Source organism: Streptomyces sp. NPDC001914 (assembly GCF_042891215.1).
Classification (GTDB): Bacteria; Actinomycetota; Actinomycetes; order Streptomycetales; family Streptomycetaceae; genus Streptomyces.
Genome location: NZ_JBIASW010000001.1, coordinates 1 through 18,913 on the forward strand (window position 1 = coordinate 1; position 18,913 = coordinate 18,913).

Here is an 18,913-nt window from a genome sequence, read left to right on the forward strand (position 1 = left end):
CGCCTCGAAGTGAATGCGCCCAGTCGCACCGAATCGGCGCTCGAAGCACACAGCCTCGAGGACCGGGCGTCCTGGGATGAAACAGGATTGCGACCATTTCTGCCCCATCCATAACCTCCCACAACCCAGAGACATCGACAGCCCCCAAGAACTCGCCTGCACCACCATCCATCACCCAGAGAATCGCCTAATAACCAGGCAAGACAGATGAAAACGACCTCTTAGTTGAGGGGCGGAACTTCATCAGCGGGTGCCAGCCTCGCAGGTGCGTCGGGTGGCGTTGGCGAGGCGTCGACCGAGGTACAGCCGGAGTCTGCGGTCGCTGCGGCGCAGGCGGTGCGGCGCGCACTCTACGAGCTGAGGCTGCCGCCCAGCATCAGGACTGCAACACCGATCAGCCCGGAGATCAGTGCTTCCTTCGTGGACAGGATCCCGATCAGGAACGACATGAAGAACCACCAGGCGAACAGCAGGACAGCGACCGTTGCGAGCCATGCAGGATGAGGCTTTTCCACGGATTCCTCCATACGTCGCGCGACCGATGGCTGAGCAGTGTCCCAGGCTGCGATGGAGCTTGCGGCCTTTACGCCGAAGCCGGGTTCACCCGTAGCGCCTCTGCCCCCACCGCTCCGCAGAAGAGTTGATCGACTCTGCACGGCGACGCACGGTCTCTGCCTCGCCCGTCGACCGTCACTAGCTAGTGCCGCATCAAGCAACGTTCGCCCTGTGTGACGCGCTGTCCGGATGGTGATCCGGGCGGCACGTTGTGCGTCATGCTGCGCGGGTGTCGGCGGTCGGTCAAGATTCGCGGCGGTTCGCTTCGCAGCGTTTGAACAGGTAGTAGCCCACGGTTTCACCTTTGATGGCGACGTTCTGACCGGACGACATGAACTTGTCGCGGCTCTGCTGCCCCTGCTCCACGAAGACGAAGGAACCGTTCACTAGCTCCCAGCCCTCTCGGCATACGGCGTTGAGGACGACTACGGGATCCGTCGTCTGCTTGGTGGTCGTGCTGCCAACCATTGCGACGATGACCGCTTGCTGGCTCATGACGTCGATTGAGCATTGGTACACGAGGCCCCCCTCCTCGAAGCACTGGCGCGCCTGACCCACGGGTGTGGACAGGAAAGCCCGTCGGTCGCGTTCGAGTCGCTCGGCCTGCTGTTTCTCTTCTGCCTCCTGCCGCTTGCGCTCCTTCTCCGCGGCCGCCTGCGCCTGTTGCTCTGGGCTCTTCTTCGAGATGAATGCCATGCCGACCCCTCCATATGTAACGGCCGTCACGCTACCTTCATGGCGCGCTCGATGGCTGGCAGTCGTGACGGTTGGGCAGCGGTGTGCGTGCTCCTCCATAGCGACACATGAGAGTCCCTCCTGCACCCCGTGCGTCACAGCCGTGTCTTCAGACCCACGTGCGCGAAGCTCGGCCGACGACAGTCAGCCCCATCGAGCCGAGTGCGCCGACCCGTCAGACGCACGTATGCCTCGCCGCACCCCTGCCGGCCTCAGTCGCACCGGGAAGTTCATGGAAACGATCGGATACGTCGCGCGCGACGTCGTGGCCCACCCTGTATGCCGCGAAGGGCTTAGCCACGACGGCCGCCTGCCGCCCGCAACTCCCCCGAGGGCGTGACTTGGTTGACGCCTTCGACGATATCGAGCCGTTCGACCTCGACCCGCACCGCCAGGCGGTGTGCACCGCGAACTGCGAGTCCTGCACGCTCTTCGTCACCCCGATCAAGTTCCGCCCCGCCCTCGAACGCCAGCGAGACGACGCGGCGGCCAAGGGCCAGGTCCCACGCGATCAGATCTTTGACGGACTTCTCAGCCGGCTTGACAAGGAAGCGTCCTGATCTCCTGCCCCGCTGAGCATGGCTGTCCGTCAGAGGGCAGAAGTTGGACCAGGCCGACCGTGGTGTCGTCGTTGGGGGAAGTGTGGACCGCGCGGACTGTCCAGCGGCCTGGTGGTATCGGGACGGGGGCCTGCTCCGGCAGCCCTCCGCCGTTGGGATACTCGATGTCCAGCTCGGCTCCGGCGGAGACAGAATCCATGAGTACTGCCGGGCCGTCCGCCTCCCAGACGCCACACTCATCCCATCGGGTGGTGGGGTCGGTCAGTACCGTCTTGGCTGCGGCGATCAGGTCGGCCTCGGAGTCGGCTCCGAGCCAGCGGACGAAGGCTTGGTGTTCCGGCAGATAGCAGGTGGCGGCAGGTTCGTCTGCCAAAACAAGTCCGCGCATGCCTTCCTCGCCGACAGCAATCACGCCAGCCAGATCGTCCACATAGCAGGCGCGGTCGTAATCATCCATGACCTCCCCGTCGCCGATGACCATCCCCAACTCCGTGCAACCACGCCATCCGTCCAACACGGAGACGGGTACCACGATCAAGGGCCCGCCCATCGACTCGACCCAGGCGAGGGAAGGATCGGCTGAACTGGCTGCGATGGAGGAGGCCGTCTTCATCGCGTCAGTATCACCTCGGCCACTGACAATGCTCGCCCCAGGCTGCCGAGCAGCTTCACTAACACCTCGCCGTAAACCGGCCGCACCTCGATGACATCGGATCAGATCGCGTGAGGCTGGACACCTGCTCCGCCCTCACCACGATCGGTGGCTTGACATCGAGACCCGCCCATCAAAGGTGTCCCAGGTCCGCTACGACCGAAGGCCGCCGTCGCACGCATGCTGGGCCAGAGTGGAGACGGACCGGTGGATCGCCTTCAAATTGCACGTCGGGATCGAGAGCTTCTGCCGCCGGCCCGGCATCGACTGCGCTCACGAGAAGGGCGGGGTCGAGGGGCAGATCGGCCATTTCCGACGCAACCACGGTGTGCGGGGCCAGCGCGTTCGTGGCGCTTATCAGCTGCTGAGGTCGAACACGCCCCAGGTGGTGAAGGGCTCGGCCTGAACATAGATCCTGCTTCCTCGACCTACAACCCGTCGACGGCCAGGGGCAAGGCCATCGGGCAGGGTGAGCAGCCCGACGTCCGTTGACTCAACGGACGTCCCGATGATCTCTCCGTGGGCAAGTCGGTCCCGCTCCTCTCCGTAGCCGCCGTAGAACGCGACCCTCTCACCGTGGACAGCCACCGCATGGGAGCCCCGTACGCGGTTCGCCCACACCATCACAGGCTGATTGGTGCGGTCCGGACGTATCTCGACGAGCGGGAAATCCGTGTATGGGCATGCCCAGGCAGCGGTGCCCGACACATTCAGGGCATAGCAGTCGAAGAGACCGGGAATGCCGGCGTCGTCTGACGTCCAAACGAGTCGGCCCGTGGCGCTCCAGCAGCGGATTCCCACCGGGTTCTCATCGAAGTGCCCGACCCAGATGCGGCCCGCCTCGTCCACGAGCAGGTGCTCGATGGCGTCCCCGACGAAGAAGGACGAGGTTTCACGGCCGAGCACGTTGAAGACCTGGACCTGGTTCGCGTCCTCGTATCCGCGGGCGCGAGCCGCGGCGACGACAAACCCGCCGTCAGGCAGACGGTCCAGGTGCGGCCAGCGGGCCCGCACGGCGCTCAGTTCAGTGAGTTCAACATTGCCGCCCGGATCGACGGAAACGACCAGCGCATCAAAGGGCACGACGCCACTGCCGGGCTGGGGAGCGCGTTCGGTAAGCAGCCAGTGGGCGGTGCCGGAAACGTCGACGGTACTGGTCAGAACGTGGCTCTTGCGGTGCCCTTGAGGCAGGTGGGCGTAGGGAACGAGGGCGGTCTGCTGCACGAGTGAGCTCTCCTGAGTGGGCGGTCGGTCACGGCCGTCGGGGGCTGAGGTGAGCGGGGGTCGGCGGCGCGCGAGCGGTGGAGAGCAGAGCGGGACGCCTAGACGGCATGACCGTTTCTGGTCGTCATGCGGTGATCATGTTCGACATCCGACCTAGGTACAAGCGATTTCAAGGCCCTGCGCACCCTCTACGCCGTAGGGAGGTCCAGAGGTGCTGGCGACCGGCGAGCCGCCGTGGATGCCCCGCTTGTCATGCTCTCCGTAGAGGTGCGCCTCTGAGTCAAGGCCAACAACTTCGCCGCAGTAGTTGTTGCACACGGACCGTCTCCAGCACAGGTTCGAACTGCGGTGAGTCGCCGCGCTGCCCTACCGTCACAGAGATCGCGAGGCAACCGCAACGCGCCCCCGCCCCCGAGTTCGGTCACCGGTCCTGGTCCGGAGCGCGCATGATCCAATCTCTGGTGGATTCGACGGGGGTGTGGCGTGGGGGGCTGGCGGACCGATCCGACGTTCGCGATGTGCAGGGCTCTGGTCGACGGGACGGATCTGGCATCGTTCGCGGGAGGCCCATTCGACATCCGGGCCGTGACAGCGACCATCCGACCCAAGAACATCGACGAAGCCGACCTCGACAACCTTCCCTGGGGGGACTTCCATCACGGGGAGGACGCCCGGGAGGCCGTTCGCCTGCTGCGCACCAAAGACGAGCCGGCACTTGACGCGATGGGTGTACTGATCGGCATGTGCGCCGACGACAGCCGGGCCGCCGCCGCTCTCGCCGTCCCGTTCCTGATCCGGATCGCCACCGACCCGCACCATCCACACCGCACAGTCGCCCTCGACGGTCTCACCGCACCGGCCCGCGCCCGCTACTTCGGTGTCGTCTCCCGCGCCGAACTCCTCCTCCACCGCTCCGGCCCCCGGCACGACGACTACGGCGTCGAGGTGACCGGCTACCCGGCAGGCTGGTCGGTGGCCGCTGCCCGAGCCGCGATCACCACCGGAGCCCCTTGCTCCTGCCCCTCCTCGACGACTTTGACTGTGCTGTGCGCATCGACGCCGCCTATGCTCTCGCCACCGCGGCCGACCCCGGCCACACGGTCCGAGCCGCGTTCGCTGCCCGCTTCGTCAAGGAACAGGACCCCATGGTCCTGGCCGCCCTGGTTCTCGCGACCGCAGAGACCACACGGGCCCACCCGCACCGGCCGGCCACCACGTGGATCCGCGAGATGTGGCAGGACCGGGCACAGGCCCCCGAAGTCCGCCTTGCCGCCGCGATCGGCTGGCTCTGCCTCACCGACGAACCTGCCCCCGACACCCTGCACACCACCGTCGGCGTCCTGACCACCGAAGAACGCGCCCGCGCCATGAACGCCCTGCCGATGGCCGCCGTCAATGACAACAAGCTGGGACTCCTGCGCTGCGTCCGCCGCATGCTCCACCCGGAAGAACCCGAACCGTACAGCGACGCCCCCTGGGCCCCGTGGCGCTGAGCAACGAGCGGCTGGCCCCCGACCACGTCGCCCGCTCGATTTCTGCGCATCGCAGACCGGGAGGTCGCGATCAGTGGGTCCAGGGCAGTCGGAGGGCCTCGATTTCCGTGTCGTTCAGGAGGGCCTCGATGAGTGCGGCGAGCTCCCGCAGCCGGTCAGTCTCCCCTGCCGCGGTCAGCGGCCACCGGCCCGTCGCCAGAGCAGCTCGAGCCAATCGGCAGTCATGGACTTCCGAGACAGCCCATGCACTCGCCCAGCACCGCCACCGCGAAACGGCGCTGGTGCCCCGGCGTAGCAGTTGGGGCAGGCGTCGCGGCGGTCGGGCGAGTAGGGGTGGCAGCCGAGCCGTGCCCCCCGCCGCGAAGCCGTCTCTCTCGCTCGCCGACACCTCGGGTTCTTCATAGAGTGGCCTGGAGCCCCGAGGAGGCGTACGGACATGGACCAAGAGCAGATCCTGAGCAGGATCACGGCGATGGTGGCCGACGAGCGACGGCTGCGTGACTCCGTGGCGGCGGGTGAGATCGACAGCTCCGCGGAGCACGCGCGCCTCGCGGAGCTGGAGCGCGAGCTCGACCAGTGCTGGGACCTGCTGCGCCAGCGGCGCGCGAAGTCCGAGTTCGGCGAGAACCCGGATGAGGCGCAGCCGAGGTCGTCGTCGCAGGTCGAGGGCTATCTGGGCTGAGCTTTGGGCTCCCGGTCAGCCCGTCAGTCCGAGCACCGGACGGAGCCCGTCCGGGCGGTCTGCGATGGGCAGAAGGTCGACGAGTGCACCGCGCATCCCAGCGTCGCCGCTCCGCGGTCGGCCTGCCGGTCATCGCTGATCATCAGGGTGTCCTCGGGCGCGACACCAAGCGCAAGCGCGGAGCCGGCGATCGCGAAGAGCAGCGGGTCCGGGATCGGTACTACTGCGACGGCTGCGAGGCCGTCCTCTCTCAGGAGTTCTACGACGCGGTGCGCGTCTTCACCGAGAGTAGAAGGCGGTCGTGCGGATGCTGGCCCGAAGCGTGCGGGACGGAGTCCCTACTGAGGATCTCCCTCTCGTCGCTTCGTGAGGGACACCCGTCAGGAGGGGGAGGGTTCGGAATCGTCCCATTTCCATCCGGTTTCGGGAAACTGCTCGAGCAGGGCAGAGAACGAAGGTGCCTGATGAACGGCGGAGGACCAGTCCTGAGCGGAGACGTCGAGCAGGACAAGGGGCGGGGGCTCCTGCCGAAAGTCGTAGGCAAGCAGCTCGCGGCTTCCGTCTCCTCCGATGACGACGCTCCCGGGGAAGCGTTCCTGGAAGTCACCGGCCTCATTGACTGCGATCAACTCCTCGACCGCGTTGATCATCAAGAAGTCGCCCGCAGGGGGAACGAACCGGGCGATGCTCCCTTCCGCGGCCAGGAAGCGCTGGTAGTCCTCGGGAAACCGGACTCCGAAGCGCCGCTCGGCCTGCGCGATCTGATCGTCGTTCGCACTCATGAAGCCGTTCTATCAAGGCTGGTCATGCCTGCTGACGGTGACTGCCGCACTGATCAGTGGGTCTGGGCACGCGCGGTGTCGTGCTCCTGCAGTCGGCGCAGCCTGCTGTTGCAGTAGTGGGTCAGGGGCCGGGGCTGGTCTTCGTCGATGACCAGGGCGAGGGTGTGGATGCCGTTGTGCTCTGCCGCATGGCGCCTCCAGCTCAGAAGCCCGAATGCTGCAGGTCAACGACGTGGACCAGCAGGCCCGAACGGTCCGGCTCGGCAAGCGGCCCCACCCTGTCCCGCTCGATCCCGCCTCATGGACGGTGCTGCAACGCTGCCTGGACCATCGCCAGGCATGGCGGACCGACAACCCCCACGTCGTGGTCACCAAAGGAAGAAAGGCCGGGCGAAGCCCGGCCTCCACCGCATACCTCTCCCACGTCCTCGACGACTGCGGCTTCCCGCCCCGGATGATCCGCAGCACCCGCCTTGTCGACATGGTGAACACGATGGACCCCAAGCTCGTCGCCGCCGCCTTCGGCACGGACCCTCAGGCCACCCTGATCTATCTCGCCGACCAGGTCGACGAGGGCCGTCTGCCGGCTCCGTGACCAGTCCGCCTGGCTAACGAAGGAGCAGGCCCCCCGGCAGTTCTTCTTCGATGATCTCGACCAGCCAGTCGAAGGCGGTCGGGCCACGTCCAGCACGAGCTTCCGCCAGCCTGGCGGCCATGCGGTCCTTGTTCGTCGGATGACAGCGGGCGAGCCACATCTCGAGCTGACGGGCAGCCTCGTGGTGTCCAAGGTTCTGGCGGGAGACTTCGTGGTCGCGCCACTCGATCATGAAGTCGCCGTCGTCCGGAGTCCCGAAGCCGCCGCGGAGGCAGTCAGCGAAGGCATCAAGGTTCCGTCCGAAGTAACCGCCGCAGCAGATGCTCTCGCCGGCGACCCGCCAGAAGTCCTCCAGCGTCTTGACCTGACTGCCGTCCACCACGTATCTCACCGTCACAGCCCGCAGACTACGGCCGGCCTGGCGGCCTGCCTATCCGTTTTGAACCCGTGCTGTTCAGGCAGCACCTCGCACGGGTTCGCCGGAACATGTGCGCTTTGCCGAACGACTCGTTGGAGGTGATGGCGACACCGTTCGTCTCCTCGCGCTCGGTGAGGATCTGGAAGAGCGGTTCCGCGCTATGGCGGTCGAGTTACACGTAGCCGAGCTCGTCGATGCACAAAAGACCGACGCGGCAAGGCCCATCTGGACGTGCTGTTCACGATCGACCAGGGCAACGAGAATGCGCAGAACCGCCGCTGGCACGCTACGCGGGAACGCCGGACCGGCCGAACACCGGCGGTGGATCAACCCACACCGCGTCAGGGGTGTCTCGATGCCTTGAACTCACGGCCTCGAAGTGGGTCCGCAGTATTTGCATGCCCGCCGCCGACACCCGTGCCGTCTACCCGCATCCGCCGTCGGCTCCTCGCACGCCGACCACGACGCTATGGCGGGCCCCATCGACGGAGTTCTCCACTTCACGGGAAAGGCCACGTGCGGACAGGGACCGGCCGCCGTGCACGGCGCACTGCACTCGGGGCATCGCCCGGCCGAACACATCCACGGTTCACCCTGGCCGAACTGACCAGGGACGTGTCTGTGTCTCCTGGGCCGCGCGCGGCGGACCGCGCTGGGCCCGCGTTGTGGCAGCCGTGACGCTCACCCTGGGCGAGCTGCCGGGCGCCGCCGGCAAGAGCAGGCGGCGCCGCGCGAACCGGTCGGGCGACGACGGGCGAGGGTGGCCCGTCACAGCATGACGTGCTTGACCTGCGTGTAGTCGAGCAGCCCGGTGAGCGACAGATCGCTGCCGTGACCGGAGTGCCCTACGCCTCCGTGCGGCATCTCCGACACCGTGGTGCCGTGGGTGTTGACCCAGACGATCCCGGTGCGCAGGGCGCGGCTCGCGCGCATGGCCCGGTCGTGATCGCGTGTCCAGACGCTGGCGGCGAGTCCCTGCGGTACGGCGTTGGCCAGTTCGAAGGCCTCGGACTCGTCGGTGAACGGCTGGACCGTCACGACCGGACCGAACACCTCGCTCTGCACGATCTCGTCGTCCTGGCGCACCCCCGCGACCACCGTGGCCTGGTGGAAGTACCCGGGCCGGTCCAGCTGCGCGCCTCCCGTGACGACCTCGGCATGGTCGGGCAGGGTCTCCAGCAGACGGCGTACGGAGGCGAGCTGCGCCGCGTTGTTGAGCGGGCCGAAGTCGGCGTCCGGGTCGTCGGGGCCGCCGGGGACCTGCTGGGCGGCCCGTTCGGCGAAGGCGTCGAGGAAGGCGTCGTGGATCCGGTGGTGGACCAGGACCCTGGTGGCGGCAGTGCAGTCCTGGCCCGCGTTGTAGAAGGCCAGCGACGACAGCTGTAGTACGGCGTCGTCCAGGTCGGCGTCCTCGTGGATCAGCACGGGCGCGTTGCCGCCGAGCTCCAGGTGGAGCCGTTTGAGGTCGGCGGCCGCGGCCGCGGCGATCTGCTGTCCGGCGCGGACGCTCCCGGTGAGGGCGACGAGCCGCACGGCGGGATGGGCGACCAGCAGGCGGCCGGTGTCACGGCCGCCGCAGACGACGTTGACCACACCGGGCGGCAGGTGCTCGGCGGCCAGCCGGGCCAGGAGCGTGGCGGAGGAGGGCGTGCTGTCGGACGGTTTGAGGACGACGGTGTTCCCGGCGGCGAGCGCGGGGGCGATCTTCCACACGGCCATCATCAGCGGGTAGTTCCACGGGGTGATCTGCGCGCAGACGCCGATGGGTTCCCGGCGCAGCACGGAGGTGCGGCCGGGGGTGTACTCGGCGGCCGCGGCGCCGGGCAGGTTGCGCGCGGCGCCGGCGAAGTAGCGGAGCACGTCGGCGATCGCGGGCAGTTCGTCGGCGAGGAAGAGGGCGCGGGGTTTGCCGGTGTCGGCGACCTCGGCGCTCGCCACGGCGTCGGCGTGCCGCTCCAGCGCGTCGGCGATGCGCAGCAGCGCGCCCTGGCGCTGCTGCGGGGTGGTGGCCGACCACACGTGCCCGGCGTTCTCGGCCGCGCGGCAGGCGTCGTCGACGTCGTCGGTGCCGGAGAGCGGAGCGGTGCCGTGGAGGCGTCCGGTGGCCGGGTCGATCAGGCGCAGGGTGGCGCCCGACGCGGCGGGTGTCTCCTTGCCGCCGATGTGGTTGAGGACGGTTGCCGGGCGGGCGTTGTCAGCCACGGAGCAGTGCCTCCTTCGCTGCGGCGCGGCCGGTGCGGACGGCGCCTTCCATGTATCCGGCGACCCACTGGTCGGATCCGCAGACGTAGAACGGGGGTTCGTGGGTGCCGTGCGACGGACCCACGGCCATCACCTCGCCCGGCGGCCACTGGGTGACGTAGCCCTGTGTCCAGGGGTCGCTGCCCCACAGCCGCAGGTAGCAGGCGAGCGGTCGGCGGGCCTCGTCGCCGTACAGGCCGGCGATCTCGGCGAGCAGTTCGGGGATGCGCAGCTGGGGCGGGGTGCCCAGCAGGACGCCGTAGCGCTCCGGCGGGACCAGGGCGGACAGGACGCCTTCGTTCTGGGGCCAGGTGCTGCCGAGGACGCCCTCGGACTCGGAGAGGCCGTTCAGATCGTCCGCGCGCCAGAAGGGACGGTCGTAGACGGCGGCGAACTTGGCGGCCGTCGCCTGCCGTTGCCGGTGCAGGGAGGCGAGGCGCGTCTCGCTCACGCCGCTGACGGCGACGGACCGCAGCGGTCCCACGGGCAGGGCGCTCACCACGGCCCCGGCAGTGAGGACCTCGCCGGTGACGAGGTGGACGGTGCAGCGGCCGGGGCGTACGTCGAGGGCGGCGACGGGTGAGCCGAGGCGGACGCGCGGGCCGAGTTCACGGCCCATCACCTCGGCCAGGGTCGCCGAGCCCTCGGCGAGCCGCAGCCCTTCCCAGTCGTCGTAGTCGTAGTCGCCCGGGCCGGACGCGGGGACGGCGGCGCTCTTGCGCAGTGCGGCCAGCAGGGAGATCCGCTCGTAGGAGCCTCCGGCGAGGGCCAGCTGGCCGATCTCCCACAGGCGGACGACGGCGGGGGTGGCGTGCCGGGAGCGCAGCCAGGCGCCCACGGACAGCCGGTCCAGGGCGGCCGCGTCCGGGTGCGACCAGGGGTCGCCGGGGTCGACGGTGGCGGCCAGGGCGGCGAACTCGGCGCCGAGCCTGGCGTGGAGGGCCGCGTCGCCGTCGCCGAACCAGTGCGGCGGTTCACCGGCGGAGCTGCCCTCCGGCGTGGCGCGGACCATCCGGCCGGGCTCGGCCACGTAGCTGGGCACCAGCTTCAGTCCCAGTTCCGCGGCGAGGTCGAGGTAGGCGGTATGGGCGCGGCCGACGACCTCCCCGCCGAGCTGGACGGTACGGCCGTCGGGGAGGCGGGCCTGTTCGACCCGGCCGCCGACCCGGTCCCTGGCCTCCAGGACGAGTACGTCGGTTCCGGCGGCGGCCAGGTCCCGGGCGGCGGCGAGCCCGGCCAGCCCGGCACCGAGAACGATCACGTCGTGATGCATCGGTTTCGCTTTCAGATCGGGTGGGGGCGGTCAGGCGAGGACGAGGCAGTGCTCGGGCCGCCAGCCGAACTCGACCGTCTCGCCGCCGCTCCAGCGGTCCTCCATGCGGGCGCGCGCCGTGTTCTGCTCCAGCACGGACAGGGTGACGCCGGGCGCGAGTTCGATCAGATAGGTGGTGGTGGGGCCGCTGTAGACGGTCTCGCGGATGACTCCGCGCAGCATCGACATGCCCGGTTCGAAGTCGGACAGCCAGACCTTCTCGGGGCGTAGGGAGACACTGACCGAGGTGCCGTCGGCGATGGCGGCCCGGGGGCCGACGGGCAGGGCGGGGCCCTGGTCGAGGGTGACCTCGCCGTCGCGGTAGGTGCCGGTCATCAGGTTGGAGGTGCCCATGAAGGAGGCGACGAAGCGGCTGGCGGGGTGCTCGTACACGTCCTCGGGGGTGCCGCACTGCTCGACGCGGCCCTCGTTCATGACACAGATCCGGTCCGACATGGTCAGTGCCTCGTCCTGGTCGTGGGTGACGAAGACGAAGGTGATGCCGACCTCGCGCTGGATCTGCTTGAGCTCCACCTGCATCTGGCGGCGCAGCTTCAGGTCGAGGGCCGCGAGCGGTTCGTCGAGCAGGAGGACGGCCGGCCGGTTGACCAGGGCGCGGGCGAGGGCGACGCGCTGGCGCTGGCCGCCGGAGAGGGTGCGGGGCTTGCGCGCGGCGAAGCCGTCGAGCTGGACCAGTTCCAGCATCTCGCCGACGCGGCGCCGGATCTCCGCCTTCTCGACGCCCTTGCGCTTGAGGCCGAAGGCGACGTTGTCGGCGATGCTGAGGTGGTCGAACAGGGCGTAGCTCTGGAAGACGGTGTTGACGTTGCGCTTGTTCGGCGGCAGCGCGGTCACGTCTTCGCCCGCGAGCAGCACCGATCCCTCCGTGGGATCGGTGAAGCCGCCGATCATGCGCAGTGAGGTGGTCTTGCCGCAGCCGGAGGGGCCGAGCAGGGAGAAGAAGAGGCCGGCCTCGATGTCGAGGTTCAGGTCGCGGACGGCGTAGGTGTCCGCGAACCGCTTGGAGACGCCGGTGAGGCGGACGGCGTGGGTCTCGTCCATGGTCAGCTCCCGGAGAGGATGTCGAGGCCGCCGCGGCGGCCGAACAGGCGCGGAATGAAGAGGGCCAGGGCGATCAGGCCGATGGATCCGGCGAGCATCAGCGTGCCGACGGCGTTGATGGTGGGCTGCACCCCGAAGCGGATCGCCGAGTAGATCCGCACCGACAGCGGCTGGGGGTCGACGCCGGTGGTGAAGTAGGCGAGGACGAAGTCGTCGAAGACGAGCGCGAAGATCAGTACGGCGCTGGCGAGCACCGCGGGCAGCAGGGCGGGCAGGGTGACCAGGCGGACCGCCTGCCAGCGGGTGGCCCCGAGGTCCATCGCGGCCTCCTCCACCTCGGGGTTCAGGGCCGCGACCCGGGAGCGGAGGATCACGGTGACGTAGGAGATGGAGAAGGTGATCTCCGAGACCATCACCGTGCCGGTGGACAGGGTCACGCCCAGGCCCTTGAACAGGAGCATCGACGCGACGCCGGTGACGATCTCGGGGGTGATCAGCGGTACGAGCATGATCAGGCCGGCCAGTGAGCCGAGCCGGGTGCGGCTTCGGACCAGTCCGAGGGCCAGGGCGACGCCGAGGACGATCGAACCGGCCGTCGCCACCAGGGAGATGCGCAGGCTCGTGCCCAGCGAGGAGATCAGGACGTCGTCGTGGACGAAGGCGCGGTACCAGCGCAGGCTGAACCCGCTGAAGACGGTGAGGGACTTCTGGGAGTTGAAGGAGAACAGCGTCACCACGGCGATGGGCAGGTAGAGCAGCGCGAAGAAGAGCGCGGTGACGGCGACGAGGACGCGGGGCTTGCGGTCGGCGCGGCCGCGCCGGGTGCGGGTGCGTGCGGCGGGCCGGTCGGGTGCGGGGGCCGCGGTGGCGGTGGTCGGGCTGAGCTGGGTCATCGGCGGGCCTCCGCCTCGTCCTTGCGGGTGCGCCTGAGGTAGCCGAGCATCCCGACCAGCAGGACGAGCATGAGCAGCATGGTGAGCGCGGATCCGAGCGGCCAGTTCTGGCCCTGGAAGAACTTGTCCTGGATGAGGTTGCCGATCATGATCTGGTCCGGTCCGCCCATCAGTTGCGCGCTGACGAAGTCGCCCATGGCGGGCAGGAAGACGAGGACCAGTCCGGCCGCCGCGCCCTGCCGGGTGGCGGGCAGGGTGACGTGGAGGAAGGTCCGCACGGGGCCGCCGTAGAGGTCGCGGCCGGCCTCGATGAGGGAGACGTCGAGCCGCTCCAGGGCCGCGTACAGCGGGATGATCATGAAGACGACGAATCCGTAGACGAGTCCCGCGATCACGCCGACGCCGGTGTTGAGGATCTTCGTGTCGCCGTCGGCCAGTCCCACGGCGCGCAGGGCCCGCAGCAGCGGTCCGTCGTCGGACAGGACCACCGACCAGCCGTACATGCGGACGAGATAGTTGGCGAAGAACGGCACGACGATCGCGGCGATGAGCGCGTGTTTCCAGCGGCCGCCGTGCAGGGCGATGGTGTACGCCACCGGGTAGGCGATCAGCAGGCAGATCACGCAGGTCAGCAGGGCGTAGCCGAGGGAGCGTGCCAGTACCTCGGTGTAGGCGGGGTCGGCCAGGGCGCGGATGCTGGAGAGGTCGAACCCGAAGCGGGGGTTGCCGAGTTCGTCGGTGGTGCCGACGGTGAGGACGGCGACCAGCACCAGGGAGGCGATCAGGAACCCGGTCATCCACAGGGTGCCGGGGAGCATGAACCAGGTCCACATGCGGGTGCCGGTGGCGTCCGGGCCGCGGCGGGGGCGCGAGGGGGGAGGCGTCGGTGCCATGTCTCAGCCCGCCTTCACATGGGTCCAGGCGGTGTCGCGCGCGTCCTCGGCCGCGTGGCTCCCGTTGCGGAAGAACAGGTCGGCCTTGAGGTCGGCCTCGGTGACGAGGCACTCGGGGAAGGGTTTGACGAGTTCGGCGTAGATCTTCTCGGAGCCGGCCACCGGCATGGGGTAGCCGATGTACTCGATGTTCTTCTTCACGTTCTCCGGCCGGAGCATGTAGTCGATGAACAGCATCGCGGTGCCGGGGTGCGGGGCGTTCCAGGGGATGGCGTAGCAGTCGGAGTTGATCGGTGTCCCCTCCTTGGGCGCCTGGAAGCCGAACACGGAGGGGTCCTTGGCCTGGTTGAGCATGGCGGCCATGTCGCCGCTCCAGGCCTGGGTCATGAGGGCGTTCCCGTTGAGCAGGTTGTTGTAGCTGTCGCTGGAGAAGCCGCGCAGCCGTGGGCGCAGGGTGCCCAGCAGGGTGGTGATGCGGTCGAGGTCGCGGGTGTCGCCGGTGCTGACGTCGAGGCCGAGTTCCAGGGCTCCCATGCCGAGGACCTCGTCACGGTCGTCCAGCAGGAAGACCTTGCCCCTGGCCTTGTCGCTCCACAGGTCCTTCCAGGATCCGGTCAGCTCGCCGATCCGGTCGCGCCGCCAGCCGATGCCGGTCTTGTAGGCGGTGAAGGGGACGGTGTGCGCGGAGCCGGGGTCGTACCAGGGGTCGGCGAAGTAGGAGTGGGCGCCGAACACGTCCTTGGCGCGGGTGAGCTGCGTGTGGTCGATCCGGCGCAGCCGGCCGCCGCGGGCGAGGCGCTGGGCCCATTTGGCGCTGGGGAAGATGATGTCGTAGCGGTTGCCCGCGTTGAGCTTGGCGACCATGCCTTCCATCGAGTCGAAGTTCGACTGGACGACGCTGACGCCGTACTCCTTCTCGAACCCCTTGAAGACGGACGGGTCGACGTAGTCGGCCCAGTTGAAGTAGACGAGATCGCCGTCGACGCGGGCGCGGGGCGGGGCCAGGTCCTTGGCGTCGGGGGTCTTCGCGGGCATGAACCCGCAGCCCGCGACCGCGGCGCCGAGCAGGCCGCCTGCGCCCGCCCTGAGCAGGGCGCGTCGGGTCGAGGGTGGTACCTCGGGGGACATGGAGCGTCCTCTCCGTCGAGGAACGGCACGGCAGTCCAGGGCGGGACCGGCTGGTCGGCTCACGGAGGCCCTGTGACTCCGTAGTGAAGACCGGTCTGAAAGGTACGGACGTGCGTCAGCGGTGCCGGGGTAAGCCGGCCGGGAGGAGTGCGACGCGCCGGTGGGGCCCGGCCGCGGGACGGCGGGGCGTCATCGGCCGTCCTCCTCCAGGTCGCGGCGGATCCGGCGGGCGAACCAGCCGACCGCGGCCTCGCGCTGCGAGAGCGGGCCGGGCTCGAAGCCGGGCGTGGACAGGCCCGCCTGCACGCGCTCGACCAACTCGGCGTCCTCGTCGTTGGTGACCCATCCGATGTGGATGTTGAGCCGCCGGGCGATCCTGGTGCGCAGGCTCTCCCCGTGCCGGGTGTAGAAGGCGCCCGGGATCGCCGCCCGGTCCTGGGCGGTGGGGAGGGCGGTCCACGCGAGCACGTGGTCAGGGTAGAAGTCGATGAGCGTGTTGGGGTAGATCACTGCGTAGCGCCATACCCGCCGGTCGGCCTCGGTCAGCCCGGGCATCGGGGTGGCGAGCCGCTGGTAGAGGCGTTCCGCCCAGTTCGAGGAGGGCTTGTCCCGCAGCGGTGACTCGAACAGGACGTAGTGCTCCTGGACGTCCACCGTGTACGCCTGGTAGTCGAGCAGTCGCATCAGCGCCGGGTGGGCGACGGGGACGTGATAGCCCTCCAGATAGTTGTCGACGATCACCTTCCAGTTGGCGTTCTGGTGCTCGCCGCCGCCGGCGTCGTGGATGCGGTGCTTGCCGACGGGGGTGAGACCGGGGCCCGCGTAATGGCCGACGGCTTCGGCGAGCCCGGCGCAGGTCTCGGCGAGCGGGGTGGCCTCCAGGTCGAGGTTGACGAAGACGAAGCCCAGGAAGGACTCCACGTTGACCGGGTGCAGTCCGAGCCGGGGCTTGTCCAGGCAGGGGATACGGCGCGCCTCGGGGGCGCCGACGAGGCGTCCGTCGAGCTTGTAGGTCCAGCCGTGGTACGGGCAGCGGATCGCCTTGCCCGACGGCTCCGGGCCGGTGACCAGGCGGGTTCCGCGGTGGCGGCAGACGTTGAGGTGGGCGGCGAGGCCGCCGTCCTCGGTGCGCACGACCAGGACCTCCCGGCCGGCGGCGGTGGCCGTCAGCCGGGCGCCCGGGCCGGGGAGGTCGGACTCGTGGCAGACGAGCTGCCAGGACTTGGCGAAGACGCGTTCGGTCTCCGCGGCCGCGACGGCCGGATCCGTGTAGTAGCGGGCGGGCAGGGCCTCGCCGGGGTGATCGGGGGTCTCGCTCGGCGGACCGGGCGGCGCGGTGGCCGTCCGGGTGGTCGAGGGGTTCATGAAGTCCTCCTCCGCGCCGCGCGGGGCGGCGATGGGCGGTGAGGCTGTGACCGGGATGGGCCGCGGGTTCCCCATGGAGGGTCCGCGGGATCCGGCTGACTAATTGGTTAGTCAGACTGAGACCGGCGCGGTGGCAAGTCAAGGCTTGTGGGCTGACTAATTAGTTAGTTAGTCTCGCTGCAGGCGGACGGGCCGACCTCGCAGGGACAGCGGTGGGTCGTCGCCGCCGCCCGCGGACCACCGATCCGCGCAGCCCGGCCCTCCCGATCAGGACAGCCGCACGTCACGCGGTACACGGCCCCGGCCGGTACTCCGCACGGCTCCCCGCCACGCACAGCGAGCGGCGGAGCAACCCCCGTCACGCCGTCGCCGCGCCACCCCGCTCCCCCGCCGGGAGCGGGGAGCGCCCCCGGAGGCACGCACATGAGCGCTCGCCGACATCTGGCATGGCTCGGTCTCACGCCGGAGCCCGAACAGGAACTGCCCTCGGCCGTGGCCGCGCTGAGGGCCCCGGCGGCCGGCCGGCCGGCGTCGGTCCTCGCGGCCGAGGAGAGACGGCACGTCGAGCGGCTGGTGCTGCGCGGCACGCAGCGAAGCTGGCTGCGCTACCTGGGCGAGGTGACCGACCTGGTGGTGGCCGCCGCCGAGGAGCCGGGGCCGGCCGGTCCCGGACCGGCGCTGCTGGCCGGTGAGGTGGTCCTCGACCACCACCGGATGCTGATCGGCCTGCCCGGCTCCGGCTACGACCGGACCACGGCCCAGCGACAGGCCCTGGAACGCGCGGTGGACCGCCTGAGATCCCGCCGCGGCGAGCACTGGAGCACCGTATGACCGGCGTATTCTCCCTCCTCCCCGAAGGGCGGCACGGGCTGCTCGCCCGGCCGCCCGGCAGCGCCGGGGGCCCTTCCTCGTACGAGGACTCCTCCCGCTACCTCGCCACCGGCGGGTACGCGCCGGTGTCCGCTCCCGGCACGCTGCTCGACCGGATCGGCGCGGCGGGGCTGCGCGGCCGGGGCGGCGCCGGATTCCCCGCGGCCGTCAAGCTGCGCGCCGTCCGCGACGCTCCCGGCACGCCCGTCGTCGTGGCCAACGGCGAGGAGGGCGAGCCGGGCTCCGTGAAGGACCGCTGGCTGCTGCGATACCGGCCGCACCTGGTGCTGGACGGCCTGCGCCTGGCGGCCACCGTGACCGGTGCCGGGCGAGGCTGCGTCTATCTCTCCGACGCCCAGGCCGAGCGGGCCGTGCTGCGGGCCCTCGCGGAGCGGCCCGCCGGCCCCCGGGTGGACGTCGTACGCACGCCCCACTCCTACGTCGCCGGGGAGGAGAGCGCGGTCGTACGGCGGATCGACGGCGGTCCGGCGCTGCCTACGGCCAAACCCCCGCGCCCCTTCGAACGCGGCGTCGGCGGGGCGCCGACCCTGGTCGCCAACGTGGAGACACTGGCCCGCGTCGCCCTGCTGCACTCCCGGCCCGAGGCCGCCGCCGAGGTCGCCGGCGCCCATCTGGTCACCTTGTCCGGGTCCGACGGCCGTTCGGCCCTGGCCGAGGTCCCCGCCGGTACCCGCCTGGACGCCCTCGCCGACGCCTGGGGGCACGGCAAGGCCGAGGCCGTGCTGCTGGGGGGACTGTTCGGCGGACTGCACGGCGCGGGCTGGGCGGACCTGCCGCTCGACCTGGAGGGGCTGCGCGCCGCCGGTGGCGCACTCGGCTGCGGGGCCCTGTACTTCCTGCACCCCGGGGACTGTCCGGTCGGCGTCGCGAGCGAGGCGACCGCCTATCTCGCCGCCCAGAGCGCCCGGCAGTGCGGGGTGTGCGTCTCCGGCACCGGGGCGCTCGCCGGGGCCCTGTCCGCCGTCGCCCGCGGCACGGCCGACCCGGACACGCCGGACAGGCTGCGGCGCTGGTCCGGGCAGCTGCCCGGACGCGGGGCCTGCGGGCTCCTGGACGCCGCCGCGCGGATCACCGCCAGCCTCCTCACCCACTTCCCCGACCGTCTCGACGAACACCGGGACTGTCCCGGCTGCACCGGCGCGACGGCCCCCGAGGACGGACGCCGATTCCTGGTGGCCGTGCCCTGACACGCCCTCCCCCGCCCCCTCGCTCCGCTCCCCTCCCAGAAAAGGGCCGCACCATGAAACTGCTGCTGGACGCCACTCTCTGCCAGGGCTACGGCCTGTGCCGCGAACCCGCGCCCGAGCTGATCGACCTCGACGACTTCGGTTACGCGCAACTGATCGAGACGTCCGTGCCGCCGGGCCGCGAGGACGCCGCCGTGGCCGCCGTCGCCGCCTGCCCCAACTCCGCTCTGCGGCTGGTGAAGTGA

21 protein-coding genes and 1 pseudogene are annotated in these 18,913 nt (G+C 70.0%); 8 read left to right on the forward strand and 14 right to left on the reverse strand.

Annotated features, from left to right (window positions below; genetic code table 11):
- Positions 1–350: 350 nt before the first annotated feature.
- Together ACFYYF_RS00005 and ACFYYF_RS00010 are read right to left on the reverse strand one after the other, a co-directional pair.
- Complete coding sequence (locus tag ACFYYF_RS00005; protein ID WP_361687551.1) at positions 351–515, reverse strand: hypothetical protein; 165 nt, start codon at positions 513–515, stop codon at positions 351–353.
- A gap of 283 nt (positions 516–798) precedes the next feature.
- Positions 799–1,251 (reverse strand): hypothetical protein, encoded by a 453-nt coding sequence (locus ACFYYF_RS00010; protein WP_388769576.1) that lies wholly within the window; start codon positions 1,249–1,251, stop codon positions 799–801.
- A gap of 380 nt (positions 1,252–1,631) precedes the next feature.
- Here ACFYYF_RS00010 and ACFYYF_RS00015 point away from each other — a divergent pair, with 380 nt between their 5' ends.
- Entirely contained in the window at positions 1,632–1,850 is a 219-nt protein-coding gene (locus ACFYYF_RS00015; RefSeq protein WP_388769578.1) for a hypothetical protein, read from the forward strand.
- On the opposite strand, the gene ACFYYF_RS00020 is transcribed toward ACFYYF_RS00015, so the two are convergent.
- Positions 1,822–2,463: an Imm21 family immunity protein gene (locus tag ACFYYF_RS00020; protein WP_388769580.1), complete on the reverse strand. Its 642-nt coding sequence runs from the start codon at positions 2,461–2,463 to the stop codon at positions 1,822–1,824. The two genes, ACFYYF_RS00015 and ACFYYF_RS00020, sit on opposite strands and share 29 nt — an antisense overlap.
- Positions 2,464–2,859: 396 nt before the next feature.
- Complete coding sequence (locus tag ACFYYF_RS00025) at positions 2,860–3,726, reverse strand: hypothetical protein (RefSeq protein ID WP_388769582.1); 867 nt, start codon at positions 3,724–3,726, stop codon at positions 2,860–2,862.
- A gap of 1,046 nt (positions 3,727–4,772) precedes the next feature.
- On the opposite strand from ACFYYF_RS00025, the gene ACFYYF_RS00030 reads away from it, so the two are divergent.
- Both ACFYYF_RS00030 and ACFYYF_RS00035 read left to right on the forward strand, forming a co-directional pair.
- Entirely contained in the window at positions 4,773–5,219 is a 447-nt protein-coding gene (locus tag ACFYYF_RS00030; protein ID WP_388769584.1) for a hypothetical protein, read from the forward strand.
- A gap of 436 nt (positions 5,220–5,655) precedes the next feature.
- Complete coding sequence (locus tag ACFYYF_RS00035) at positions 5,656–5,901, forward strand: DUF2630 family protein (RefSeq protein WP_388769586.1); 246 nt, start codon at positions 5,656–5,658, stop codon at positions 5,899–5,901.
- A 380-nt stretch (positions 5,902–6,281) separates the two neighbouring features.
- Here the strand turns inward: ACFYYF_RS00035 and ACFYYF_RS00040 are convergent, their stop codons facing one another.
- Positions 6,282–6,683: an SMI1/KNR4 family protein gene (locus ACFYYF_RS00040; protein WP_388769588.1), complete on the reverse strand. Its 402-nt coding sequence runs from the start codon at positions 6,681–6,683 to the stop codon at positions 6,282–6,284.
- A 214-nt stretch (positions 6,684–6,897) separates the two neighbouring features.
- Between ACFYYF_RS00040 and ACFYYF_RS00045 the strand changes: the two genes are divergently transcribed.
- Positions 6,898–7,278: a hypothetical protein gene (locus ACFYYF_RS00045; RefSeq protein ID WP_388769590.1), complete on the forward strand. Its 381-nt coding sequence runs from the start codon at positions 6,898–6,900 to the stop codon at positions 7,276–7,278.
- A gap of 13 nt (positions 7,279–7,291) precedes the next feature.
- Here ACFYYF_RS00045 and ACFYYF_RS00050 read toward each other — a convergent pair whose 3' ends face one another.
- On the reverse strand, positions 7,292–7,675 hold the full coding sequence (locus ACFYYF_RS00050; RefSeq protein ID WP_388769592.1) for a barstar family protein: 384 nt from the start codon (positions 7,673–7,675) through the stop codon (positions 7,292–7,294).
- A gap of 100 nt (positions 7,676–7,775) precedes the next feature.
- Positions 7,776–7,910 (reverse strand): annotated as a pseudogene (locus tag ACFYYF_RS00055) (ATP-binding protein); the annotation flags it as partial.
- 165 nt (positions 7,911–8,075) lie between these two features.
- Here ACFYYF_RS00055 and ACFYYF_RS00060 point away from each other — a divergent pair.
- Positions 8,076–8,303: an FAD-dependent oxidoreductase gene (locus tag ACFYYF_RS00060; protein WP_388769594.1), complete on the forward strand. Its 228-nt coding sequence runs from the start codon at positions 8,076–8,078 to the stop codon at positions 8,301–8,303.
- Between the two features lie 161 nt (positions 8,304–8,464).
- On the opposite strand, the gene ACFYYF_RS00065 is transcribed toward ACFYYF_RS00060, so the two are convergent.
- The 7 genes from ACFYYF_RS00065 to ACFYYF_RS00095 form a co-directional block, all read right to left on the reverse strand.
- Complete coding sequence (locus tag ACFYYF_RS00065; protein ID WP_388769596.1) at positions 8,465–9,898, reverse strand: aminobutyraldehyde dehydrogenase; 1,434 nt, start codon at positions 9,896–9,898, stop codon at positions 8,465–8,467.
- Positions 9,891–11,210 (reverse strand): flavin monoamine oxidase family protein, encoded by a 1,320-nt coding sequence (locus tag ACFYYF_RS00070; protein WP_388769598.1) that lies wholly within the window; start codon positions 11,208–11,210, stop codon positions 9,891–9,893. Before ACFYYF_RS00070 ends, ACFYYF_RS00065 begins: the two co-directional genes overlap by 8 nt.
- 30 nt (positions 11,211–11,240) lie before the next feature.
- Complete coding sequence (locus ACFYYF_RS00075; RefSeq protein WP_388769600.1) at positions 11,241–12,311, reverse strand: ABC transporter ATP-binding protein; 1,071 nt, start codon at positions 12,309–12,311, stop codon at positions 11,241–11,243.
- 2 nt (positions 12,312–12,313) lie between these two features.
- Positions 12,314–13,204 carry an ABC transporter permease gene (locus ACFYYF_RS00080; protein WP_388769601.1) on the reverse strand — a complete coding sequence of 297 codons (891 nt, stop codon included), beginning with the start codon at positions 13,202–13,204 and terminating at the stop codon, positions 12,314–12,316.
- Positions 13,201–14,097: an ABC transporter permease gene (locus tag ACFYYF_RS00085; protein WP_388769603.1), complete on the reverse strand. Its 897-nt coding sequence runs from the start codon at positions 14,095–14,097 to the stop codon at positions 13,201–13,203. The genes ACFYYF_RS00080 and ACFYYF_RS00085 overlap by 4 nt, the downstream gene beginning before the upstream one ends.
- Positions 14,098–14,100: 3 nt before the next feature.
- Positions 14,101–15,225 (reverse strand): spermidine/putrescine ABC transporter substrate-binding protein, encoded by a 1,125-nt coding sequence (locus tag ACFYYF_RS00090; RefSeq protein ID WP_388769605.1) that lies wholly within the window; start codon positions 15,223–15,225, stop codon positions 14,101–14,103.
- Between the two features lie 189 nt (positions 15,226–15,414).
- Positions 15,415–16,590 carry an aromatic ring-hydroxylating dioxygenase subunit alpha gene (locus ACFYYF_RS00095; RefSeq protein ID WP_388769607.1) on the reverse strand — a complete coding sequence of 392 codons (1,176 nt, stop codon included), beginning with the start codon at positions 16,588–16,590 and terminating at the stop codon, positions 15,415–15,417.
- Positions 16,591–17,013: 423 nt separating this feature from the next.
- On the opposite strand from ACFYYF_RS00095, the gene ACFYYF_RS00100 reads away from it, so the two are divergent.
- The 3 genes from ACFYYF_RS00100 to ACFYYF_RS00110 are packed head-to-tail and all read left to right on the forward strand — an operon-like array spanning position 17,014 to position 18,913.
- On the forward strand, positions 17,014–17,421 hold the full coding sequence (locus ACFYYF_RS00100) for a hypothetical protein (RefSeq protein WP_388769609.1): 408 nt from the start codon (positions 17,014–17,016) through the stop codon (positions 17,419–17,421).
- Positions 17,418–18,668 (forward strand): NADH-ubiquinone oxidoreductase-F iron-sulfur binding region domain-containing protein, encoded by a 1,251-nt coding sequence (locus ACFYYF_RS00105; protein WP_388769611.1) that lies wholly within the window; start codon positions 17,418–17,420, stop codon positions 18,666–18,668. The genes ACFYYF_RS00100 and ACFYYF_RS00105 overlap by 4 nt, the downstream gene beginning before the upstream one ends.
- Before the next feature lie 53 nt (positions 18,669–18,721).
- The gene (locus ACFYYF_RS00110; protein WP_388769613.1) at positions 18,722–18,913 is read left to right on the forward strand and encodes a ferredoxin; all 192 of its coding nucleotides are present in this window, start codon (positions 18,722–18,724) and stop codon (positions 18,911–18,913) included.

Excerpts from the sequence above, each read along its gene's own strand:
- ACFYYF_RS00010 (WP_388769576.1), bottom strand. The coding sequence starts at position 1,251 with ATGGCATTCATCTCGAAGAAGAGCCCAGAGCAACAGGCGCAGGCGGCC.
- ACFYYF_RS00020 (WP_388769580.1), bottom strand. The coding sequence starts at position 2,463 with ATGAAGACGGCCTCCTCCATCGCAGCCAGTTCAGCCGATCCTTCCCTC.
- ACFYYF_RS00035 (WP_388769586.1), top strand. The coding sequence starts at position 5,656 with ATGGACCAAGAGCAGATCCTGAGCAGGATCACGGCGATGGTGGCCGAC.
- ACFYYF_RS00040 (WP_388769588.1), bottom strand. The coding sequence starts at position 6,683 with ATGAGTGCGAACGACGATCAGATCGCGCAGGCCGAGCGGCGCTTCGGA.
- ACFYYF_RS00045 (WP_388769590.1), top strand. The coding sequence starts at position 6,898 with ATGCTGCAGGTCAACGACGTGGACCAGCAGGCCCGAACGGTCCGGCTC.
- ACFYYF_RS00070 (WP_388769598.1), bottom strand. The coding sequence starts at position 11,210 with ATGCATCACGACGTGATCGTTCTCGGTGCCGGGCTGGCCGGGCTCGCC.
- ACFYYF_RS00075 (WP_388769600.1), bottom strand. The coding sequence starts at position 12,311 with ATGGACGAGACCCACGCCGTCCGCCTCACCGGCGTCTCCAAGCGGTTC.
- ACFYYF_RS00080 (WP_388769601.1), bottom strand. The coding sequence starts at position 13,204 with ATGACCCAGCTCAGCCCGACCACCGCCACCGCGGCCCCCGCACCCGAC.
- ACFYYF_RS00085 (WP_388769603.1), bottom strand. The coding sequence starts at position 14,097 with ATGGCACCGACGCCTCCCCCCTCGCGCCCCCGCCGCGGCCCGGACGCC.
- ACFYYF_RS00090 (WP_388769605.1), bottom strand. The coding sequence starts at position 15,225 with ATGTCCCCCGAGGTACCACCCTCGACCCGACGCGCCCTGCTCAGGGCG.
- ACFYYF_RS00095 (WP_388769607.1), bottom strand. The coding sequence starts at position 16,590 with ATGAACCCCTCGACCACCCGGACGGCCACCGCGCCGCCCGGTCCGCCG.
- ACFYYF_RS00100 (WP_388769609.1), top strand. The coding sequence starts at position 17,014 with ATGAGCGCTCGCCGACATCTGGCATGGCTCGGTCTCACGCCGGAGCCC.
- ACFYYF_RS00105 (WP_388769611.1), top strand. The coding sequence starts at position 17,418 with ATGACCGGCGTATTCTCCCTCCTCCCCGAAGGGCGGCACGGGCTGCTC.
- ACFYYF_RS00110 (WP_388769613.1), top strand. The coding sequence starts at position 18,722 with ATGAAACTGCTGCTGGACGCCACTCTCTGCCAGGGCTACGGCCTGTGC.